This is a genomic window from Streptomyces sp. SAI-127 (genome assembly GCF_029894425.1).
In the GTDB taxonomy this organism is placed as follows: Bacteria; Actinomycetota; Actinomycetes; order Streptomycetales; family Streptomycetaceae; genus Streptomyces.
In genome coordinates this window covers 7,397,207-7,419,537 of the sequence record NZ_JARXYJ010000001.1, presented here as the reverse complement: position 1 = coordinate 7,419,537, position 22,331 = coordinate 7,397,207, and the positions used below count along the sequence as shown (strand labels likewise).

At 69.7% G+C, this 22,331-nt stretch carries 15 protein-coding genes; 2 read left to right on the top strand and 13 right to left on the bottom strand.

The features are described from left to right. Position 1 precedes the first annotated feature (1 nt). Genes M2157_RS34115 through M2157_RS34105 form a run of 3 tightly spaced genes read right to left on the bottom strand, consistent with a single transcriptional unit; the run spans position 2 to position 2,969 of the window. Positions 2-1,243, bottom strand: coding sequence for a ketosynthase chain-length factor (locus M2157_RS34115; protein ID WP_280857189.1), 1,242 nt, complete (start codon positions 1,241-1,243; stop codon positions 2-4). Beyond that, on the bottom strand, positions 1,240-2,511 hold the full coding sequence (locus M2157_RS34110; RefSeq protein ID WP_057613879.1) for a beta-ketoacyl-[acyl-carrier-protein] synthase family protein: 1,272 nt from the start codon (positions 2,509-2,511) through the stop codon (positions 1,240-1,242). The genes M2157_RS34115 and M2157_RS34110 overlap by 4 nt, the downstream gene beginning before the upstream one ends. Before the next feature lie 14 nt (positions 2,512-2,525). After that, positions 2,526-2,969 carry a nuclear transport factor 2 family protein gene (locus tag M2157_RS34105; RefSeq protein WP_280867155.1) on the bottom strand — a complete coding sequence of 148 codons (444 nt, stop codon included), beginning with the start codon at positions 2,967-2,969 and terminating at the stop codon, positions 2,526-2,528. 232 nt (positions 2,970-3,201) lie between these two features. On the opposite strand from M2157_RS34105, the gene fabG reads away from it, so the two are divergent. Further along, positions 3,202-4,002, top strand: a complete 801-nt coding sequence (fabG, locus tag M2157_RS34100; RefSeq protein ID WP_280867154.1) for a 3-oxoacyl-ACP reductase FabG — start codon at positions 3,202-3,204, stop codon at positions 4,000-4,002. Between the two features lie 83 nt (positions 4,003-4,085). On the opposite strand, the gene M2157_RS34095 is transcribed toward fabG, so the two are convergent. The 10 genes from M2157_RS34095 to M2157_RS34050 all read right to left on the bottom strand — a co-directional run bounded on the left by M2157_RS34095 (position 4,086) and on the right by M2157_RS34050 (position 14,029). Then, the gene (locus M2157_RS34095; RefSeq protein WP_280867153.1) at positions 4,086-5,375 is read right to left on the bottom strand and encodes a hydrolase; all 1,290 of its coding nucleotides are present in this window, start codon (positions 5,373-5,375) and stop codon (positions 4,086-4,088) included. Positions 5,376-5,400: 25 nt separating this feature from the next. Further along, a complete protein-coding gene (locus M2157_RS34090) occupies positions 5,401-5,925 on the bottom strand; it encodes a flavin reductase family protein (RefSeq protein ID WP_280857194.1) in 525 nt (174 codons plus the stop codon). Beyond that, positions 5,922-7,631 (bottom strand): FAD-dependent monooxygenase, encoded by a 1,710-nt coding sequence (locus M2157_RS34085; RefSeq protein ID WP_280867152.1) that lies wholly within the window; start codon positions 7,629-7,631, stop codon positions 5,922-5,924. The genes M2157_RS34090 and M2157_RS34085 overlap by 4 nt, the downstream gene beginning before the upstream one ends. Before the next feature lie 91 nt (positions 7,632-7,722). Then, entirely contained in the window at positions 7,723-8,364 is a 642-nt protein-coding gene (locus M2157_RS34080) for an antibiotic biosynthesis monooxygenase (RefSeq protein WP_280857196.1), read from the bottom strand. Between the two features lie 38 nt (positions 8,365-8,402). Continuing rightward, a complete protein-coding gene (locus tag M2157_RS34075; RefSeq protein WP_280867151.1) occupies positions 8,403-9,314 on the bottom strand; it encodes an MBL fold metallo-hydrolase in 912 nt (303 codons plus the stop codon). 165 nt (positions 9,315-9,479) lie between these two features. Continuing rightward, positions 9,480-9,668 (bottom strand): acyl-CoA carboxylase epsilon subunit, encoded by a 189-nt coding sequence (locus M2157_RS34070; protein WP_348541836.1) that lies wholly within the window; start codon positions 9,666-9,668, stop codon positions 9,480-9,482. Positions 9,669-9,697: 29 nt separating this feature from the next. Beyond that, positions 9,698-9,919 carry an acyl-CoA carboxylase epsilon subunit gene (locus tag M2157_RS34065; protein WP_280867149.1) on the bottom strand — a complete coding sequence of 74 codons (222 nt, stop codon included), beginning with the start codon at positions 9,917-9,919 and terminating at the stop codon, positions 9,698-9,700. Continuing rightward, positions 9,916-11,460: an acyl-CoA carboxylase subunit beta gene (locus M2157_RS34060; RefSeq protein ID WP_280868320.1), complete on the bottom strand. Its 1,545-nt coding sequence runs from the start codon at positions 11,458-11,460 to the stop codon at positions 9,916-9,918. Before M2157_RS34060 ends, M2157_RS34065 begins: the two co-directional genes overlap by 4 nt. 63 nt (positions 11,461-11,523) lie before the next feature. Further along, entirely contained in the window at positions 11,524-13,017 is a 1,494-nt protein-coding gene (locus M2157_RS34055) for a cation:proton antiporter (RefSeq protein ID WP_280867148.1), read from the bottom strand. A 229-nt stretch (positions 13,018-13,246) separates the two neighbouring features. After that, positions 13,247-14,029, bottom strand: coding sequence for an AfsR/SARP family transcriptional regulator (locus M2157_RS34050; protein WP_280857200.1), 783 nt, complete (start codon positions 14,027-14,029; stop codon positions 13,247-13,249). Between the two features lie 2,038 nt (positions 14,030-16,067). Here M2157_RS34050 and M2157_RS34045 point away from each other — a divergent pair. Further along, positions 16,068-22,310: a DNRLRE domain-containing protein gene (locus M2157_RS34045; protein ID WP_280868319.1), complete on the top strand. Its 6,243-nt coding sequence runs from the start codon at positions 16,068-16,070 to the stop codon at positions 22,308-22,310. Positions 22,311-22,331 lie beyond the last annotated feature (21 nt).

Sequence of the window (22,331 nt, the reverse complement as noted above, 5' to 3'; positions counted from 1 at the left end):
CTCAGGAAAGGTCGTTGGCGGCGTCGGCGTCCCAGGCGCGGACGACGACGGCCGAGTTGAAGCCCCACAGACCGCGGGCGACCACGAGTGCGGTGCGTACGTCCGCCTCGCGGGCCCGGTCGCGGACCAGGTCGATGCCGTACTCGGCCGGCACTTCGCGGGTGCCGGCGGTCGGCGGGATCACGCCGTCGCGGATCGACAGCAGCGCGGTGGCGACGTCCAGCGCGCCGCCGCCCGCGTAGGTGCGGCCGGACGCGGCCTTCGGTGCGGTCACCGGCACCGCGCCCGTGCCGAACACCTCGCGCAGCGCGGATGCCTCCGCCCGGTCGAGCTCGGGCACACCGACCGCGTCGGCGAAGACGACGTCGACCTGGCCGGCCGTCACCCCGGCGTCGGCGAGTGCCGCCTCGACGGTGCGGCGCAGCGCCGGGGGCCGGCCGGAGCCCGGCGCGGGGTCGAAGCCGCTGGCGTAGCCGGCGATCTCGCCGAGGATGTCCGGGGCGCCGCGGCGCAGTGCCGCCTCGGCGTCCTCCAGTACCAGCAGCGCGCCGCCCTCGCCGGGGACGTAACCCCCGGCGTCCCGGTCGAAGGGCAGGTAGGCGCGGTCCGGGTCGGTGCCGGTGGACAGCCGGCCGCCCGCGATCTGCGAGGCCCAGCCCCAGGGGTCGAGCGCGGAGTCCACGCCGCCCGCGACCACCAGCGGGGTGCCGCGGCGCACGGTGCGCCGGGCGTGGCCGACGGCGTCCAGGCCGCCCGCCTGCTCGGTGACCAGGGCGCTGGAGGGGCCGCGCATGCCGTGCCGGATGGAGATCTGACCGGCGTTCACCGCGTAGAACCAGGCGAAGGACTCGTAGACGCTGACCGTCTGCGGGCCTTCGGTCCACAGTTTGTGGAACTCGCGGTGGGTGAACTCGAAGCCGCCGAGTGCGTTGGCGGTGACCACGCCCATGTCGTAGTCGACCAGGCTGGCCGGGTCGACCTTGGCGTCCTCCAGTGCCCAGCCGGCCGCGACCAGCGCGTACCGGGTGGAGACGTCGGTCTGCGGGAGCAGCCGGTCCGGCAGGTGGTCGGCGGCGTCGAAGCCGCGGATCTCGCCGGCCAGTGTGGCCGGGTACTTCCGCACGTCGAACCGGCTGAGCTCGCCGATCCCGTGCCGGCCCTCCCGGGTGGCGGCCCAGTAGTCCTGGGTGCCGAAGCCGTTGGCGGCGAGCGCGCCGATCCCGGTGACTACGGTCCTGGTCATTCCCTCTCCCCCGTCGGACGCTGCAACACCATCGCGGTCTGGAAGCCGCCGAAGCCGCTGCCGACCGTCAGCACGGTCCGCACGTCCCGTTCGCGTGCGGTCAGCGGTACGTAGTCGAGGTCGCACTCGGGGTCGGCCTCGTGCAGGTTGGCGGTGGGCGGCACCACGCCGTTCTTGATGGCGAGTGCGCAGGCGGCGATCTCCACCGAGCCGATGGCGCCCAGCGAGTGACCGACCATCGACTTGATGGAGCTGACCGGCGTGCGGTACGCGTGGTCGCCGAGGGCTCGCTTGACCGCGGCGGTCTCGTGCCGGTCGTTCTGCTTGGTGCCGGAGCCGTGGGCGTTGATGTAGTCCACGGCGGTCGGGTCGATGCGGGCCTGGTTCATGGCGACCCGGATCGCCTCGGCCATCTCCCGGCCGTCCGGCTTGAGGCCGGTCATGTGGTACGCGTTGCATCGGGTGCCGTAGCCGGTGACCTCGGCGTAGATCGGAGCGCCGCGGCGCCGCGCCGACTCCAGCGTCTCCAGTACGAACACCGCGGCTCCCTCGGCGAGCACGAAGCCGGTGCGGGAGCGGTCGAACGGGCGGGAGGCGGTCTCCGGCTCGTCGTTGCGGGCGGTGGTCGCCTTGATCGCGTCGAAGCAGGCCACCACGATCGGGGTGATCGGGGTGTCGGTGGCGCCGGCCACGATGACGTCGGCCGAGCCCTCCTGGATCAGCTGGAGGGCGTGCCCGACCGCGTCCAGGCCGGAGGTGCAGCCGTTGGAGACCAGCGACACCGGCCCCTCCGCGCCGACCTTCCACGCCACCTCGGCCGGCATCACGCTCGGCGCCAGGTAGTCGAACATGTGCGGCGACAGCCACTCCTCGCTGTCCACCAGCCAGTTGCGGCCGGAGTCGGACAGCACCAGGTACTCGCGCTCCAGGCTGGTCGCGGCGGCCACCGCGCTGCCCAGGGTGACGCCGATCCGCGCCGGGTCGATGCCCGCGAAGTCCAGGCCGCTGTCCTGCACGGCCTCCTGGGCGCAGACCACGGCGAACTGGGTGGCCCGGTCCATGCGGCGGATCTCCCGCTGGCTCAGCCCCTCCCACACCGGGTCGAAGTCCGCCTCGCCGGCGATCTGCGACCGGTACGGCGACGGGTCGAAGAAGCTGATCCGCCGGGTCGCGGTACGACCCGCGGTGAGCAGATCCCAGAACTCCTTGGTGCCCCGGCCACCCGGGGCGCGTACGCCGATGCCGGTGATGACCACTCGTCGGCTCATCACAGCCCCCTCTCTCAGAAACCGTCGTGGTCGACGAGCCGCTCCTGGTTGCGCAGCCGCCCGTCCTCGCGGACCAGGGCATCGCGCACCACACAGCTGCGGACCATCTGCGGACCGTCGCCGGGGCGGGTGGTCAGCACCAGCGCGTAGCAGGTGCTGCGGAGCCGGTCGTCCGCCAGCTGCTCGACGTCGACCATCGTGAACATGTGGCGCCGCTGCTGCGGGTCCGCGGCGAGCCTGTCGCGCACCTCGTAGAGGTCGGACAGGATGCCGGCCCGGGTGCGCGCCGGCTCCCGGCCGGGCGTGTGGCCGAAGACCGCGTCGTCGGTGAACGTGTCGGCGTACTCCTCCACCTTGCCCGCGTCCAGCGCCTGCATCTGGCGCGCGTAGTACTGAAGAACCTCTGCGTACAACTCGGCGCTGACGCCGGTCGACTCCATCTCCTCGAACTCCTTCACGCGACCGTTGATTGCGCTCAGTCTTCAATCACGCCCAAGAGCCACGGTCGAGACCGGCTCAACGCCCGTAGGGCTGTCCGGGGATCGCGCCGGCGTCGCGGGGTCCGGTGCGTGCTCCGCCAGAGGTGGTGCGCCCTGCGCGCAGCCGGCCTGATCCGCCGGGCACGCCCTCGCCGCCGGTCTGGAGCGGGGCTCGACCGGGGCGCGAGGCGGGACGGCGACGGTGGGTTGCATGGACTCATCGACTTCCACCGCCACCGAGCGCCGCGTCGCGCTGGTCACCGGTGCCACCAGCGGCATCGGCCACGAGATCGCCCGCACCCTGGCCCGCCAGGGTTACGCCGTCTACCTGTGCGCCCGCACCGCCAAGACCCTCGAGGACACCCTCGCCGAGCTGCGTGCCGAAGGTCTCGACGTCGACGGCAGCACCTGCGACGTCACCTCGCCCGAGCAGGTGCGGGCGCTGGTCGCCGCCGTCGTCGAGCGTTACGGGCGGCTCGACGTGCTGGTCAACAACGCCGGCCGGCCGGGCGGCGGCGCCACCGCCGAGGTGCCCGACGAGCTGTGGTTCGACGTCATCGACACCAACCTGAACAGCGTCTTCCTGGTCACCAAGGCGGCGCTGACCGGCGGCGGCATGCTGGCGCGCGGTACGGGACGCATCGTCAACATCGCCTCCACCGGCGGCAAGCAGGGCGTGGTGCACGCCGCCCCGTACACCGCCTCCAAGCACGGTGTGGTCGGCTTCTCCAAGTCACTGGGCCTGGAGCTGGCCAGGACCGGCATCACCGTCAACGCGGTCTGCCCGGGCTTCGTGGAGACCCCGATGGCCGAGCGGGTGCGCGAGCACTACGCCGGGATCTGGGGTGTGGACGAGCAGGAGGCGCACAGCCGGATCACCACTCGGGTGCCGCTCGGCCGCTATGTGGAGCCGAGCGAGGTGGCCGCGATGGTCTCCTATCTGGTCTCCCCCGGTGCCGCGGCGGTCACCGCGCAGGCGTTGAACGTCTGCGGCGGCCTCGGCAACTACTGATCGGCCCTTCTCCACGTGCAACGCCCGGGTGCCGGGACCTCGACGGAGGTCCCGGCACCCGGGCGTTACGCGTGGCTCGCGGGTCAGGCCTTGAGCACCTGGTCGACCCAGCCCCGGGCGGCCGGCTCGAACTGCAGCGCCACATGGGTGGAGATGGCGGTGACGTCCCGCCACAGCCGCTGCATCGGGCCGGAGAGCGCCTGTCCCCGGGTGCCGGACTGGCGGAACAGCCGGTCCACCGCGGTCACCGACAGGTCGACGGCGAGGGCGCAGTCCCGCAGGTTCCGGGTGGCTTCCAGCGGGTCGGCGACGGCACCCTCGTCGGCGAGCCGGGCGGCCCTCCCCAGCAGCAGCCGGGCCGCGTCCACCTCGCCGGCCGAACGGGCCAGCGCCTGCTCGGCGGAGCCCCGTACGCCCTGCACCCCGGTGGTGCCGGGCAGGTTCGGGGCGTTGCCGACCTTCTCGGCGAAGTACGCCGAGAAGGTGCGGACCATGCCGAGCGCGGCGCCGACCGCCGGTGCGGCGAACATCAGGCCGTTGACCGCCTGGAGCGGGGCCCGGTGGCAGGCCGCCGCCACCCCGCCCCAGGCCTCACTGGTGCGCCCGGCGAACAGGTCGGCCCGGTCGAAGGTGAGGTGCTCGGGCACGAACACCTCGTCGAGGACCAGGGTGTTGCTGCCGGTGGCGGCCATGCCGACGCTGTGCCACGTGTCCTCGATGCGGTACGCGGAGCGCGGCAGCGCGAACAGCCGCGCCTCACTGCCCGTCCCGGTCTCCACCAGGCCGCACATCAGCGCCCAGTCCGAGTGGGCGACGCCGCTGATGTACGGCCAGCGGCCGCGGACCAGCCAGCCGCCGGGGGCCGGCCTGGCCGTGCCGAACGGCGTCACGGACCCCACCAGCACCGTGTCCGGGCCGGCCGCCCAGATCTCGGCCTGGCCCTGCTCGGGCAGGAACGCCCCCGCCATCCGGGCGATCGAGGCGATCAGTGAGGCGCACCAGGCACTGGCCGGGCACTCCCCGGCGATCACCTCGACCGCCTCCACCAGTTCGGTGAAGGAACCGGCGGTGCCTCCGACGGCCGCGGGGGCGAAGTGCCGGGCGAAACCCGCCCGGACGATGTCCTTCAGTACGGCGGGGTCGACGTCGCGGGCCCGTTCGGCGGCCTCGGCGCGACGGCCGGCGGCGGGTGCGACGGCGGCCGCGGCGGTGGACAACCCGGTGGTGGGTGCCGGGGCGGCTGCGGCCGTGGCCATCTCGGCGGTGGGGGCGACGGCGGCTGCGGCGGAGGACAACCCGGAGGTGGGAGCGGGGACGGCCGCGCCGGTGGGTGTGACGGCGGCCGCTGCGGAGGGCATCCCGGCGGTGGGCATCTGTCTTCTCCTCACTACTCGGTGCTCAGGAGGCGGCCGGCAGCCGGTGGAAGGTGTTGCGGAAGAAGGTCAACGGCCCCTCCTCGCGCTGCACGGCCAGGTCGATCACCTCGCCGATGACGATGACGTGGTCGCCGCCGTCCACCTCGCGGTCGGTCCGGCACTCCAGATAGGCCAGCGCGTCGGAGAGCACCGGCACGCCGGTGATCCCCGGCCGGGTGTCGGCCTCGACGGAGTGCCGGGTGTGCCGGCTGGCGAAGGACCGGCACAGCTCCTCCTGGTCGGCGGCCAGGATGTTCACCGCGAAAGCGCCGGTCCGCCGGAAGACCGGCAGTTCGCCCGAGTCCTTGTGGATACAGACCAGGATCAGGGCCGGGTCGAGCGAGACCGAGGTGAAGGAGTTCACCGTCAGTCCCACGGTCCGCCCGGTGCCGCCGGTGGTGATCACGGTGACGCCGGTGGCCCAGTTGGCGCAGACGCTGCGCAGCGCCTGTGGGTCCACCAGGGCCGGTTCCGGCTGCAGCACACTCGCCGCGCGGTGCTCGCTCATGCCGCACCGTCGAGCAGCGGGTCGGCGAACAGGCCCTGGCTGCCCTCGGAGATCTCCTCCGCCTGAGCCAGGGTCAGCAGCACCTCCCCGGTGTACAGACCGTCGGTCTCCCAGTCGTCGGGACGCAGGCTGATCGCGTACGGGTTCACCGGCACCTCCGGGTCGGGGGTGACGCCGAGTTTGCGGGCGGCCCGGTGGAAGACGGCGACCGCCAGCGCCTCGGCGACCCTGACGTCCCGGGCGAGCTCGGCGGCCAGTTCGTCGTCGGTGTAGTCGACTACCAGCGTCGCGTGGCTGTCCTTGATCGCCTTGGCCGGCACATAGGCGGCCGCGGGGCCGTCGGTGACGACCTTCTCCAGCTCGTTCCAGTCGCGGAAGATCTGCTGGATCCGGTCGTTGACCGTGAACAGCTTCTCGAGGTCACCGCGCACGCCCCGCATGAACCCGTAGTCCAGGAAACGGTCCTTGACGAAGGTCAGCACCACGCCGACGTGGTTGAGCATGGCGTCCCAGCACAGCTTCGGCACCATCACCGCCGGGTTCCCGAAGGCCGGGTAGTGGTCCTCGACCTTGGAGAGCACGAACTCGAAGGTGCGCAGGTGGAGTTCGTTGTAGAACTCCAGCCGTTCGGTGATGTCCTCGCCCGCGAAGTCCCGGGTGACCAGGTCGGTGGTGACGCTGTTGCCGTAGCCGATCATGTCCGAGCCGGGAGAGTAGAAGGCGTCCGCGAAGGCGCCGGCCTCCCCGACCAGCATCCAGCGGTCCGGCGAGTACACCCGCTCGGTACCGAAGGCGAAGTCCTTCAGGCTGATGAAGTCCGCGACGTCGCCGGTGCGGCCGTCGACCACCTCGGCCAGCTGCGGCTCGTTGGCGCGCAGCCACTCCTGGACCTTCTCGAAGGTCTGGATCCCCTCGTACGGGTGCACCCGCGGGTCCGCGCAGACGCCGACCGAGATGTGGTCCGAGCCCAGCGGGATCAGCCACACCCAGTAGCCCTCGCCCATCAGGTGGTTGGTGGAGAACTTGCGGATGCCGGGGCGGTTCGTCCGCGCCATCCACCGCGGGTCGTCCTTGCCCCACTCCTCCAGGTCGATGCCGCCGGTGAGGCGGAACCAGGAGGCGTTGATGGTGTGCGACACCTCGCGGGACAGGCCCAGCTTCCGCTTGACGAAGTGGGCGCGGCCGGCCGCGTCGACCAGCCAGCGGGCGGCGATCGTACGCTGCTCGCCGCCCTGCGTGTAGGACACCGTGTGGTCCTGGTCGCCCTCGCGCAGCTCGATGTCGGTGATCGCGGCGCCCTGGCGCAGGTCGGCGCCGGCGTCCAGCGCCATCCGGGTCAGCTCGTTCTCGAACCGGCCGCGGTCGATCTGGTAGTTGTCGTGTGCGGGGAACTCCCGCGGGCCGAGCTCGATGCGCCGGGTGAGGTCGTGGTTGCCGCCCGCGGGCTGGAAGAACCGCAGGCCGTTCTTCTTCAGGTGGAACTTCTCCAGGTGCTCCTTCATCCCGACGGTCTGTGCGAAGTAGTGCGCGCCCGCCGGCACCGTCGACTCGCCGACCTTGAACGCCGCCTCCGGCGCCAGGCCCTGCCGCTTGTCGAGGATCACCACGTCCGTCTCCGGCCGGGCGTTCTTGAGCTGGACCGCGAGCGTGAGACCCGCGAGCCCGCCGCCCAGAATCACCACGTCGGTCGTAGCCTGATCCACCATCGCTCCTCCTGCTGGTAACAATTCGTCAAGAAGTCTGTGCGGGCGCTCTCGCGCCCCGCTCAAGCCCGCGTGGAAGCGGCCGGATGCCGGTTCACACCACCTCGGCGGCCACTTCGGCGACCACCTCGAACAGGCCCGGATTGGCCGTGGCGTACGGCGGGTTGACGGCCTTGCGGGCCTGGAACTCGGGGTCGGCCTGCAGCGCCTTCCACGCCTCGACGCTGGCGTAGTGGGCGACGTTCACCAGGGGCAGCGAGGCCTCGCCGAGCGCCTGGTGCATCCGGAAGTCGACGAAGCCCGGTGCCTCGCTCGCCCGCTCGGCCCGGGGCCGCCAGGCGCCCAGGAACTCCTCGACCCGCTCGTTCGGCAGCTCGAAGGCGTTGACCATGGTCACGCCCGCGCCGTCCGTCCGCTGCCCGGACGCGGCTTCGCCGATCACCCGGTAGACGCCCCGGTGGACGGTCTTGGCGTACGTCTCCGCGCCCGGGCCGCCCCGCTCGCCGGCCGCCGCCGCGGCCAGGTCGGCGGTGCTCGCCCAGTCGGCGACCGCGACCAGCTGGAAGCGGTGGTCGGCGCGCAGGGCCCGGTGCAGGCGGGCACCGCGGAAGCCGGGCGCGGTGCGCAGCAGCTCCAGGTGGGTGCGCCAACCCGCGATGAACTCCTCGGTGTTCTCCACCGGTGCTTCGAGTACCGCGATCAGGGTGACCGGGCCGCTCTCGTCCTTCGTGCTCACTTGTCCGTCCTCTCCCCGTGGGGTTGGGAAACGTGTCGTCAGGCGTGGCAGGCGGGGAAGCCGCCGTGCAGCTCCGCCATGCCGCGGACCATCTCGTCGATACCGGCGAAGTCCTCCGGGCGTCCGCCGCGCAGTTCGCCGTAGGCGCGGTACAGGTTGGGCACCAGCCGTTCGGTGTCCAGGAAGTCGGCGAACTCGCCGAGGTCGGCGGCGCGGGCCGCCTCCAGCGGGTCCAGTCCCTCGGCGAGGCCGGACTTGGCCACGTCCAGCAGCCAGGCGAGGTAACGCTCGGTGGTCTCAAGGAGTTCGGGGCCACCGACCGGACCGTGCCCGGGCACCACGGTGGCCGCGTCGAGCGCCCGCAGCCGGGCCACCGCGTCGCGCAGGCCGCTGACCGAGCCGGTCAGTACGAACGGGGTGACCGCGTTCATCACCAGGTCGCCGGCGAACAGCACCCGGCGCTCGGGCAGCCACACCACCGTGTCGCAGGAGCTGTGCGCCGGGCCGAAGGCACGCAGCCGCACTTCCTGTTCGCCGACGTGGAGCGTGAGTTCCTCGGCGAAGGTGACCTGGGGCGCGGCCGGTTCGACCGCGCCCCAGTCCACGTCGGGCCACAGGCCGGTCAGGTGCAGTCCGGTACGGATCGCCTCCTGCCGGGTCCGCTCGGCGGCCACCACCACCGCTTCCGGGAAGAGGTGGTTGCCGAAGGTGTGGTCGCCGTGCGAGTGGGTGTTGACGAGCAGCCGCGGGAGCTGCGGCGCGGTGCCCGCGACCAGCTCGCGCAGCCGTCCGGCCCGGGCCTCGGTGGCGGCGGTGTCGATCAGCAGCGCGTCGCCGCCGTCGACCACCAGCCCCGCGTTGTTGAGGCACCAGCCGCCGTCGGGCTGCAGGAAGGCGTGGACCCCTTCGGCGATCTCTTCGAGTCTCGGTGCACCGGTGAAAGCTGCCATACGGCCACTGTCGTCCGGGCCGCTCGACGGCCACTCGAAGCGGACCTGATCAGCGGGCCAGACGCCAACTGTGCCCCGGCCGGAACGCCGCCGTGCGCTCCCACCGGTACCAACGAGCCGTACCAGGCCCCGACGAGCTCGGCCGGACCTCCGCGGCGGGCCCGGTCACCGGGCCAGACGCCAGCTATGCCCCGGCCGGAACCCGGCGGTGCGCTCCCAGCGATACCAACGAGCCGCACCAGGCCCCGACGAACTCGGCCGGACCTCAGCGGCACGGGCCGCCGCGACCACCAACAGCGCCGCGGTCAACGCCGCCGTCTCCTCAGCCGTCGGCCGCCCCCGCTCGACCCGCACCAGGAACCGCTCCTCGGAGGCGGGCCCGGTCACCGGGCCAGACGCCAACTGTGCCCCGGCCGGAACCCGGCGGTGCGCTCCCAGCGGTACCAACGAGCCGCACCAGGCCCCGACGAACTCGGCCGGACCTCCGCGGCACGGGCCGCCGCGACCACCAACAGCGCTGCGGTCAACGCCGCCGTCTCCTCAGCCGTCGGCCGCCCCCGCTCGATCCGCACCAGAAGCCGCTCCTCGGCGGCGGGCCCGGTCACTGCGGCGGGTTGCCGTGCTTGCGCATCGGCAGGTCGGCGTCCTTGGTGGCGAGCATCTCCAGGCCCCGCACCAGCACTGCCCGGGTATCGGCCGGGTCGATGACATCGTCCACCAGGCCGCGCTCGGCCGCGTAGTACGGGTGCATCAGCTCGGTCCGGTACTCCTCGGTGCGCGCCTTGCGCACCGCCTCCGGGTCCTCGGCGGCGGCGATCTCCCGCCGGAAGATCACGCCTGCGGCGCCGTCGGCGCCCATCACGGCGATCTCGTTCGTCGGCCAGGCCAGCGCCAGGTCCGCGCCGATGGAACGCGAGTCCAGCACGATGTAGGCGCCGCCGTAGGCCTTGCGCAGCACCACGGAGATCCGGGGCACCGTCGCGTTGCAGTACGCGTACAGCAGCTTGGCGCCGTGCCGGATGATGCCGTCGTGCTCCTGGTCGACGCCCGGCAGGAAGCCCGGCACGTCGACCAGGGTGACGATCGGGATGTTGAAGGAGTCGCAGGTCTGCACGAATCCGGCCGCCTTCTGCGAACTCTTGATGTCCAGCACGCCGGCCAGTGAGCGCGGCTGGTTGGCGACGATGCCCACCGCCCGCCCGCCCAGCCGCGCCAGGGTGCAGATCACGTTGGTCGCCCAGCGCTCGTGCACCTCGAGGTGCACCCCGTCGTCGACCAGTTCCTCGATCACCGCCCGCATGTCGTAGGGCCGGTTTCCGTCGCTGGGCACCAGTTCGTACAGCGCCTCGCCGCGCCGGTCGGTTGGGTCGTCGGTGACCACCGCCGGCGGTTGCTCCCGGTTGTTCTGCGGCAGCAGGGACAGCAGATAGCGCACCTCCTCCAGGCAGGTCTGCTCGTCGTCGTAGACGAAGTGCGCCACGCCCGACAGCTCGGCGTGCACATCGGCCCCGCCGAGGCCGTTCTGGGTGATCTTCTCGCCGGTGACGGCCTGTACGACGTCCGGGCCGGTGATGAACATCTGGGAGGTCTCGCGGACCATGAAGACGTAGTCGGTCAGCGCCGGCGAGTAGGCCGCGCCGCCGGCGCACGGGCCGAGCATCACCGAGATCTGCGGGATCACCCCGGAGGCACGGGTGTTGCGCTGGAAGATCCCGCCGTAGCCGGCCAGTGCGGACACGCCCTCCTGGATCCGGGCTCCGGCGCCGTCGTTCAGCGACACCAGCGGGGCGCCCGCGGCGATCGCCAGGTCCATGATCTTGTGGATCTTCTGGGCGTGCGCCTCGCCCAGCGCACCGCCGAACAGCCGGAAGTCGTGGGCGTACACGAACACCGTGCGGCCCTCCACCGTCCCCCACCCGGTGATCACACCATCGGTGTGCGGACGGTTGCCCTCCAGCCCGAACCCGGTGGCCCGGTGCCGCCGCAGCGCCTCGACCTCCTGGAAGGAGCCCTTGTCGAGGAGTACGGCGATCCGCTCACGCGCCGTCAGTTTCCCTTTGGCGTGCTGCCGTTCGGTGGCCTCCGGACTGGGCCCGTCCAGGACGAGCTGTTTGAGCTCCTGCAGTGTGTCGACGCTCCGGCGCATCGCACTCGTCGGACTCGTCGGATGTGTGGTGTCTTCGTCAAGCATCGGATCCCGCCCCGTTTCTCATGGCTGACGTGTCCCGGCCGTTCCCTGAGTCTGGGAGGGGGCTTCGACCGGGAGCAAGCCGCCTCCAGGGGTCTGCGAGAGCCGGTCGAGCCGCAGCAGACGCAGCAACGGGTCGGTGGCCACAGTGGTCACCAGGGTCATCACCACCAGCACCGCGAACAGCCGGGAGTCGATCACCCCCAGCGACAGACCGACGTTGAGCACCACCAGCTCCGTCAGGCCACGGCAGTTCATCATCACGCCGAGCCCCAGCGACTCCCGGTTGCCCTCACCGGCCAACCGGGCCGCCGCGAACGTCCCGCCGATCTTGCCGGCCACCGCCACCAGCAGCACCAGGGCAAGTACGCCGAGCGCCGAGAGCGAGAACACCGACTGCAGCCGGGTCTGCAGGCCCACCGCGGCGAAGAAGAACGGCAGCAGCAGCCACAGCGCCAGGCCCTCGGTCCGGTGCGCGAAGTCCCGCACCGTCCGGGAGGAGCGCGGCATGACCACGCCCGCCAGGAAGGCGCCGAAGATCGCGTGTACCCCGAGCACGTTGGTGGTCACCGCGCAGATCAGTACGAAGAAGGTGATCAGGGTGCCGACCGGCAGCGCCCCGCTGTGCCGGCTCTCCAGCACCCGCAGCACGTGCGCCAGCGCCGGGCGCACCGCGAACCACAGCACCAGGGTGAAGGCCACCACCTCGGCCACGGCGACCAGCACACCGAGCGGCGAGTCGCTGCGCACCTCGGCGACCACCACGCCCAGCGCACACCAGGCGGTGACGTCGCCGACACCGGCCATGGCCAGGCCCATCGCGCCCAGCCGGGTGCCTATCAGGCCCCGGTCGGCGAGGATCCGGGCCAGCACCGGGAACGCGGTGACCGACACCGACAGCGCCACGAACAGGAGGAAGGGCCCGGTGTGGACTCCGTCGGGCTGGTACTCGTCGCGCAGTCGCAGCGCGGCGAGCATGCCCAGCAGGAAGGGCACGGCGAGCGCCGCGTGCCCCGCGGAGAGCACCTTGCCGCCGAGTCTGCGCAGCATGGTCAACGGCATCTCCAGGCCGATCAGGAACATGAAGAAGACCACGCCGACCTGCGCCAGGTTGTTCATGATCGGCGTCACCGCGGCGGGGAACACCTCCTTGGAGAGACCGGGTGCCAGCGCCCCGAACACCGAGGGTCCGAGCAGCAGGCCGGCCAGGATCTCGCCGACGACCGGCGACTGGCCGACCGCGCGGGCCGCCAGACCCAGCAGCCCCGCCGCCGCGACCACCACGGCTCCGGCCACCAGCACCTGACCGACCAGGTCGGCCGGCTCTGCCGCCTTCGTCGCGCCGGTGATCTCCTTCGCCGGATGATCGACGCCATACCTGAGCAGCAACAGCGCCAGCGCCACCGGCACCAGGACCAGCAGGCCGTAGCTGATCAGGGCGCGGGCAGCGCCGTGGAAGCGGGGTGGATCGCCCCCTGGTTCGTTCACGAGGGACGAGGTTGGATCATGCGTCATGGCCAGGTTCTCCTCACAGGACGATGACTGCGTCAGGACGATGGCAGCGTCGCCGCTCCTGGAGCCGGGGCGGTGCGGCCGGTCCGCGGGCAGCCGGGCCGGTGTAGTCGGTTCGCGGCAGCCGGTCTGCGGTCAGCCGGGACGATGCGGCCGGTCCGCGGGCAGCCACGGATCGGCCCGGGACGGAGCCGCCGCTCCGTCCCGGACCTGTCGGGTGGGTGACGCCGGGTCAGCCGGTGCGCAGCAGGGCGGTCACGGAGCCGCCGTGCACCCCGTTGAGCACCTCGGCCTGAAGCCGCTGCACGTCCGGGGCCGGTTCCAGGCCCAGTTCGGACTTGAGCACCCTGCGCAGATCCTGGTACGCGCCCAACGCCTCGGCGCGGCAGCCCACGGCGCGCAGTGAGTCGATCAGCTGGGCGTGCAGCCGCTCGTTGAGCCGGTGCTCCGCGACCAGCGACCGCAGTTCGGGGATCAGTTCCTGGTGCCGGCCGAGCCTGGCGTCCGCCTGGATGCGCAACTCCAGCACGCGCAGCCGCAGTTCGCACAGGTGCGCCTTGTGGATCGTCAGCTCCGGCCCCAGGTTGATGTCGGCCAGCGCATGGCCGCGCCACAGGCCGAGTGCCTGCCGCAGCCGCTCGGCGGCCTCCGCGACATGGCCCTGGCGCCACAGGCAGCGGCCCTGATCGGCCACTGTCAGGAAGCGCTCGGCGTCGGTCTCCCCGGTGCGCAGGACGTAGCCCGGCGCCTTGGTGACGATGTCGCAGCGCCGATCACCCTGGGGTATGGAGTCCAGGATCCGGCGCAGCTGGTAGACGTAGGTCTGCAGCGTGGTGGCCGCACTGCGCGGCGGCCGGTCGTCCCACAGCTCGGCGAACAGGGTGTCCGTGCCGACCACCCGGTTCGCGTTGAGCGCCAGCAGCGCCAGCACCGCCTTGACCCGCGGTGCGGTCGGCGCCAGGTCGCGCCCGCCCGCGATGACCTCCAATTGCCCTAGCACATTGATCGTGACCACGATCTTTTCCCCCGTTCACAGTTGTCTCGCTCCCCGTCGTTGCGGAATCGATTCGCTTTCAACCAATTACCTGTCGATGCCGCAGAGGCAACAATGCCTTTTTAACGGGCCCCGCGCCAGAACCTCTCAAGCCCACCTCGAGCCGCACTTGAGAGCTGAGGAATATCGGAAGTGCAGGGCGGACACCCTTTAGATAGTGCGACCACGGAACTCCACCAGAACTTAGTAAAATCGGGCGCCCAGATTGTGAATTCGCGGTTGCCGGAAGGAGTACTTGCCCAGAAGTCATGACACGGGTTGATATCAGATGACATGTCTATATTCCGACGCCCCGACTACCGCTCCTGTGCAGGTGGGAGCACCTGCCGAGGTCGGGAAGCACCAGCCCCGCAGCCGCCCGCCCCCGAAGGCACCGGGTGTCGAACTGTCGAGTGTGTGAAATGGCACACTGGATCCGCACACTCAAATAAGCGGAAAGAAGAATTCCACCTCGCGGCATGATTGCCCGCTCCGTCAAAGATTTCCGGATCACCCCGACTTCCTGATTACAAGGTCGGTTCAGATGGAAAGCGCTTGAGTGCCGCCGCGTCGAGTGGACAGACGAGTCGCGCTGTATGCCGGCCTGTAGAAATCTCAACCAACAACGGCGAAAGGTACCGCCGGTAGCCCCCTGAGTTGCCTGAGACCGGCCGGCGCGACGGCGTCCGGACGCTCTGCTCATCGACTCGGGTCGGACGAATCCTGTAGGCCGCGGCAAGCACGGCTGGAAGATCCACCTCACCACTGAGCGGACTGCCATCTCGGGGGGCAACGTCCACGACAGTCAGGCCTTCAGCCCGCCCGTCCAGGCCGAGCTCCGTGGCGACAAGGGCTACGACTACCACCACCTGCGGGCTGGTTACGCTTGCGTGGTATCACGCCGCGGATCGCCCACAAGGGCAAAGACTCCAGCCAACGACTGGACCGGCACTGCTGGAAGACGCAACGCACCACGGCCTGGCTCGCCCGCCGGGTGCCTGCGCCTGCACCGCGCCAAGAACGCGCCGGCCACTTCCTGGCCTCACCAGCATCTCTGTGCCCTCAGCTGCCACCGGCGGCACACCAACCAAGACGACTTGCAAGTGTCTGGGCGGAAGCGTCGTCGGAGACGACGTGCACCGAAGCCGTCCTGGTCGCTGAGACCACGGCCTGAGCCGGCGCGGGACCGTCGCAGGAGTGACGCCGTAGAGGCCGTTGACGCCTGGGGTGGTCGCGAGGATGGCCTCCGCGTCCGAAGTAGCCGTACCGGCCTGGCGGTTGTCGTCGGCCTTCTGGTCGACCATGATCTTGGTGCCCTTGAGCGCCGCCTCGAAACAGTTGAGCCAAGTTGATCCAGGCGGCCACCGAGAAGGATTGTCGAGGTGCCGACGACCGGTCCTGACGCGGCGGCATTGCCGCCTGCCGTGAGGCTCAGGCCGTGGGCACCGGATGTTGGGGGCCACCCCTTCCGGGCTGCTGCGGCGGGTACTACTGCTGACTCATGCCCCCCCCTGGGACGTATCGCGCCGTGCAAGGGGGATGACTCGCAGAGCTCACGCACAGACTCCCGATGAAGATGGATTCACCTGAACGGGGTGAACTCATCGCAAACCGAATGTTCCTGGCGTCGGACACTCATCCAGAGACGTCGAAGTCACGGCGCCCGATGGATGCCCGACATCCACGCAGCCGACCTCCGTTGCCAGCGTCAACGCGGAACGGCGGCGCCGGGCAGCGCTGGTGAATCATCGTCAAACGCTGTCCCCCCAGGGGCTTTTGAGCAGTCCAAGTGACACAGATCACTCAAGCCACCGCCACCTCACCGCCCGCCTTCTGTGATCTTGTCACCCTTTCCGATCTTTACTCAATGCATACATTCCCTTTGGAATTGCATGGGTGACGCCAACGGCGTGAGAGAAATCGGGGAATCATGAAGGTTCACAGACCTGCGCCACGACTGCGCGGGAGACTCTGGCCCCGGGGGGCCGCTCGCTGGACAGCGGGCAGTATCGCCTTGACCATGGCTATTACCCTGCTCGACGCGACCAGTTCGGGGGCGGTCTCGCAGACCCGGACGGTGGACGCGCCGAAGAAGGCAACGGCGACCCAGGCAGCTGACATCCCTTCCGCCCGAGTCGCGGCAAGGTTGTCCGGCAAGCGCGTTGAGGCACTCTCGGAACGAACCGAGATGTCGACGACGTGGGTGAACAAGGACGGCAGTCTCACAAGTGAATTTGCGGCAGGCCCGGTTCGCTTCGAGCGGGACGGCAAGTGGGTCGATGTCGACGTTGAACTGCGCGAAACCGCGTCAGGAGTTGAGCCGGTAGCGCATCCCGAAGGGCTGCGGCTCGCGGGCAAGGCGGGTACGCCGGCGAAGTCGCTGAAGGCTGCTCGTGAGGCCAAGGCCACCGACCTGGTGACACTCGGCGAAGGCGACCAGCAGATCACCCTTCAGTGGAAGGGCGGACTGCCCAAGCCGAAACTGGACGGTACACGCGCCGAGTACGTCAACGCGGTACCCGGCGCAGATGTGGTCGTCGAGGCCACCCGCACCGGCTTCGAGCAGTTCGTGGAGATCAAGCAGCGCCCGGACGCCGGCGCCTACTCCTACACGCTGCCGCTGAAGGCAAAGGGCCTGAAAGCCAAGCAACTCGCCGACGGCAGCGTCCTGTTCACCGACGAAAAGAACAAGAAGCGAGCCGTGATGCCCGCGCCGGTGATGTGGGACGCAGCCGTCGACAAGAGGTCGGGCGAGCACACGAACCGGGCCAAGGTGGGCCTGAAGGTGGTGCGGAAGGGCTCCGCCTTCGATCTGGTGGTCACCCCGGACGCGAAGTTCCTCGCGGACTCCGACACTCAGTACCCGGTCACCGTCGACCCGTCCACCTCCTCGTTGTCCAACGTCTTCGACACCTACGTGCAGCAGGGCGAGACGGTCGACTGGTCCACTGACACCGAGCTGGACCTGGGCAACCCCGGCACGACCAACTCCGACGGGACTCCGCGCACCGCGCGCTCCTTCATCTCCTGGAACACCACACCGATCCAGGACGCGCTGGTTCTGGATGCCAAGCTGTCGCTGTGGAACTTCCACTCCGGCAACAACACCGACTGCGCGCTCTATCCGTGGGAGGTTTGGTCGACCGGTGCGGCCTCGACGTCGTCGCGCTGGACGGCACAGCCGTCGTGGACCGCGAAGAAGGCCACCTCAACCGAGACCCGCGGCAATACAGCCTGTACCGCACAGCCGGACGGCTGGATCAACTCCGACGTGACCGCGCTGGTGCAGGAGTGGGCTTCGGCCAAGGCCACCCGCGGCCACATGGGACTGCGGGCTTCCAGCGAGTCGGTCGTGGCGCAGTGGAAGCGGGTCAACTCCGCGAACGCCGCCTCGAACCCGCCCAAGCTCGTCGTCAATTACAACTACCGCCCGCGCACCGGCACCAAGCAGGAGGCCGGCCCGCCGTACTTCTCCTACGGCGGCGCCTACACGGTCAACACCACGACGCCCACGCTGCGCGACACCTTCGTCGATGCCGACGGTGACAAGGTCAACGGCACCTTCCAGATCTACGACAGCGCCACCAACGCGCAGGTGGGCGACGTCATCGTCTCACCGTACGTGCCCTCCGGGCAGGCCTCCGCGGTCACTGTGCCCTCCGGGATGCTGAGCAACGGCAAGACGTACAAGTTCCGTACCTCGCCGTATGACGGGGCGCACTACAACACCGGCTGGTCGGCGTGGAAGACCTTCACGGTCGACACCGCCGCGCCGTCCGCCCCCACCGGGGTCACATCGACGGACTATCCGTCGAGCACGTGGGTCAAGGGCGCGGGTCAGACAGGGACGTTCAGCGTCACACCGAACGGTACGGACCACAACTGGCTGGAGTGGTCGCTGGATGGCGTGACCTGGACGAAGGTCGCAACCGGCGGCTCCAGTGCAGCGAAGGCCATCAGCATCACCCCGCCCGAGGACGGCACTCACCTCCTCCAGGTGCGCCAGGTGGACAAGGCGGACAACAAGTCCGAGGCGGTCGATTACACCTTCCATGCCGGGCCCGGTGGCTTCGTCCAGCCAGATGACGGTGAGCGCACAGCCCGCCGTCTTCCGCTGGTCGCGGAGGCCGACGGCAGCAAGTACAACGCGGTGTCGTTCTCCTGGCGGCGCTCCGAGGCCGATCCCTGGGTGCGCATTCCCGCAGGTGACGTCACTGCTGGTGGAACGCCTCTGACATCCTGGCCGGTGCCCCTGGTCAGCGGTAAGAACGCCGCCTTGGTGTGGAATGCCACCGACACGGTGAATCCGGACGGAACAGTCGAGATCAAGGCCGACTTCACCGGCCCGAACTCGGCCTCGGGCAGCACACGGTCCATCGATGTGATCGTGGACCGCAACGCGACGGGCGCCGCGGCCGAAGAGGTCGGGCCGGGAGAGTTGAACCTCCTCACGGGCGACTACTCGCTGTCCGCGGAGGACGCTTCCGGCTTCGGACTGTCGGTGTCCCGGACGGCTTCGTCGCGCACCCCTGACCAGGCGGCCCAACAGGACGGCCAGGCGGCGATCTTCGGCAAGGAGTGGGTCTCCGGCACCGTGGCGGAGGCGACAGAGTCGGACTATTCACACATCCGCCGGATCTCCGACACAGCCGTCGCCGTCGTCGACGTCGAGGGTACGGAAACACACTTCACCGCGAACGCCGCCAAGACCGCATGGGTTCCCGAGACCGGCTCCGAGTACCTGACGCTCACAGGCAGCGTGTCCGGTTCGTTCACCCTCTCGGACACCGATGGCACGGTCACCGCATTCACCAAACCAGACACGGCCTCCGCGACCTGGCAGGTGTCCTCCACTCTGATGGAAGGCCTGCCCAACTCCACCACCACGGTGGTCTCCGAGACCGTGACGGTGGACGGCCAGGCGCTGGCCCGCCCGAAGCGGATCATCGCCCCGACCTCCGCAGCGAGCGCCGCGACATGCACCGCGACGCCGTCGACCAAGGGCTGCCGCTCGGTGGAGTTCGTCTACGCCACCGCCACCACCGCCACGTCCTCCGCGTTCGGCGACTTCCTCCGCCAGGTCAAGGAGGTCCGCCTGTGGTCCACCGAGCCCGCTGCCGCCTCGGCCAGTGCCAAGACTGTGCAGACCTTCGCCTACGACACCGCCGGCCGACTGCGTCAGGCGTGGAACCCGCAGATCAGCCCGGCGCTGAAGACCGAGTACGCCTACGACACGGCCGGGCGGGTCACCGGCCTGACCCCGGCCGGGGAACTGCCGTGGACGTTCACCTACGGCAAGGTGGGCACCTCCGCCACCGCAGCTGAGGGCATGCTGCTCAAGGTGTCCCGCTCCGGCCTTCAGCAGGGGAGCAAGGATGTCGTATCCGGTACCGCGTCAACGTCTGTCGTGTACGACGTCCCGCTGACCGGCACGGCCGCTCCACACACGATGAGCGCGGCGGAGGTCAAGAAGTGGGGGCAGTTGGATGCCCCGACCGATGCGACAGCGCTGTTCCCCGCAGACGTGGCACCCGCCTCGCACGACGGCAGTGCCCTGACCTCCACCGGCTATACGCGCGCCACGATCAGCTACCTGGGGGTCTCCGGCCACGAGGTCAACACAGCGGCTCCAGGTGGATACATCAGCACGACGGAGTACGACCGCTTCGGCAACACTGTTCGCGAACTCTCGGCCGGCAACCGCGCCGTCGCCCTCGGAATCAGTGCCGCAGACCGAGCCGTACAGGCCGACCTGGGCATCGGATCGCTGTCCGCTGCCGAACGGGCGAACCTTCTGGCCGCCACCTCGCTCTACGACGAGACCGGCATACGCGAACTGGAGAAGCTGGGCCCGCTTCGTCGTATCGACCTGACCGCCGACCTGAAGTCGGGGAGCACCACCTTGGTCCCCGCGGGTTCCCCGGTGACGGCCCGCAGCTGGGTCATCAACGAGTACGACACGGGCCGACCGACGGACGGCACGGCGACGGTCAGGGACCAGCTCACCAAGAGCACCGTAGGCGCGCAGGTCCGGGAGCACCCCACGGTGCACGGCGAGACCAAGACATCCGTGGTCTCCTATGACTGGGCAAGGGGTCTCGCCACCCAGAACGTGCAGGATCCCGGCGGCCTGGCGATCACCACCAAGACGGAGTACGACGCCCAGGGCCGCGTCATCAAGCAGCTCCGGCCCGGTGCCACCGGCACGGACGCCGCGACCCGAGTGACGACTTACTGGAGCGCCACCGGTTCGGGTGCCTGTCAGGGCCGTCCGGAGTGGGCCGACCTGGTCTGCTCCACCGGAGTCGCCGGTGCCATCACCGGCGGCGGCACCAACCCGTCCCAGGTACCGACCACCACCACCGAATACAACTGGTGGGGCCGATCGGCGACAGTACGCGACACTGCGAACGGCAGCACCCGAACCACCACGATCCAGTACGACACGGCCGGTCGTCCCATCAAGACGACCATCAGCGGAGGCATCGGGCAAGCCGTTCCCGAATCCACCACGGAGTACGATCCGGCGACAGGTCATCCCGTGAAACTGACCTCAGCGACCGGCGGCACCATCAGCAAGGCTTACGACAAACTCGGCCGTCAGATCTCTTACACCGACGCCGATGGTGGTGTCACGACCACCGAGTACGACCTGCTCGACCGCCCGGCCAGGACAACGGACAACTCGCCCTCGACCGTCACGTACACCTACGACCACTCGATCGAGCCGCGTGGCCTCGCCACAAAGACAACCGACTCCGTCGCTGGTGTCTTCCAGGCCACCTACGACGCCGATGCGTCCCTCGCCTCGCAGAAGCTGCCCGGCGGCTACACCCTGCAGCAGACGGAGGACACCACTGGGGCTGTCGTCAGGCGTACATACACCCGCGACAGTGACGGCCTCAGCGTCATGGCCGACACCGTGACGCGCTCTGTTCTCGGGCAGGCCATCACCCACGCGGGCTGGTCCAACCAGTCCTACACCTACGACAAGCTCGGTCGCCTCACCACCGTGGACGACACCACCAGCACCGTCTGCACCAGGCGGACGTACGCCTTCGACAACCGCAACAACCGCACTTCGCTGGCCACCGCGGCCGGCGCCCCCGGCCTGGACTGCCCCACCACGGGCGGCACAGCCGACAACCACACCTACGACAGTGCCGACCGCATCGTCGACACCGGCTACACCTACGACGCCTTCGGGCGAGCCATCACGACTCCCGGCAGCGGCACGATCGCGTACTACGCCAATGACCTCGCCTACCAGCAAACCGAGAATGGAAAGCGCCAGACCTGGCAGCTCGACGCCAGCCTGCGGTTCCGCTCCTGGAAGACCGAGACCGGCAGCGGCTCCACCTGGACCCAGACCGCGTCCAAGGTCAACCACTACGACAGCGACGACGGCAGTCCTCGCTGGATCACGGAGGACACCACCACGGGCGCGCTGACACGCAACGTGAGGGGCCTCGACGGCAGCCTGGCGGCCACTACGGGCAAGACCGGCGGCACCGTCCTGCAGTTCACCAACATCCACGGGGACGTCAGCCTCCTGCTCCCTCTGGACACCAGCGTCGCGCCGACCGCCCTGGACGCCGACGAGTACGGCAACTCCAAAGTCGGCCAGACCCAAGCCCGCTACAACTGGCTCGGAAGCCAAGGCGTTTCCAACGACGCCTTGGGTGGTCTGCTGGTCACGGGAGTTCGGGTGTACAACCCGGCAACCGGGCTCTTCCTCTCACCTGATCCCGTGGTGGGGGGAAACGCCAACGCCTACGGTTACCCCACCGATCCGGTCAACTTCATGGATGCGGACGGCCGGTTCGCCATTCCTCTGGGGGTCCCCTACCTCCTCGGTGTCGGAACCGCGATCCTGGTCGCCTATGTCATCCTTCTGGCTACGAGCTGGATCTGCGGGCAAATCGGGTGCTCAATCAGCCTGCCCGGTCCGAACGTCGCCATTCCGAACAAGAACTCCAACTCGGCCAAGAAGTACAAGAAAACCGCGTACATCGGCTACATGATCCACTACAAGGGCAAGATCTGGAAATACGGGATATCCCGCGTCGGCACGAGCAGGCCGGCCAGTCAGATCAGTACCTGCAACAGGTACTACGGAACCATCGGTGGTTGCAGGTACACCGTGATGAGGCGCATGACGGGCTGGCTCAACGCCCGCAGCTGGGAAACAGCCATGATCCTCAAGTACGTGGCCAGGCATCGCCACTGCCCGCCAGGGCAGGCCAAGAAAATCTGCGTGTAAGGACCCGCACACGTCGGGATG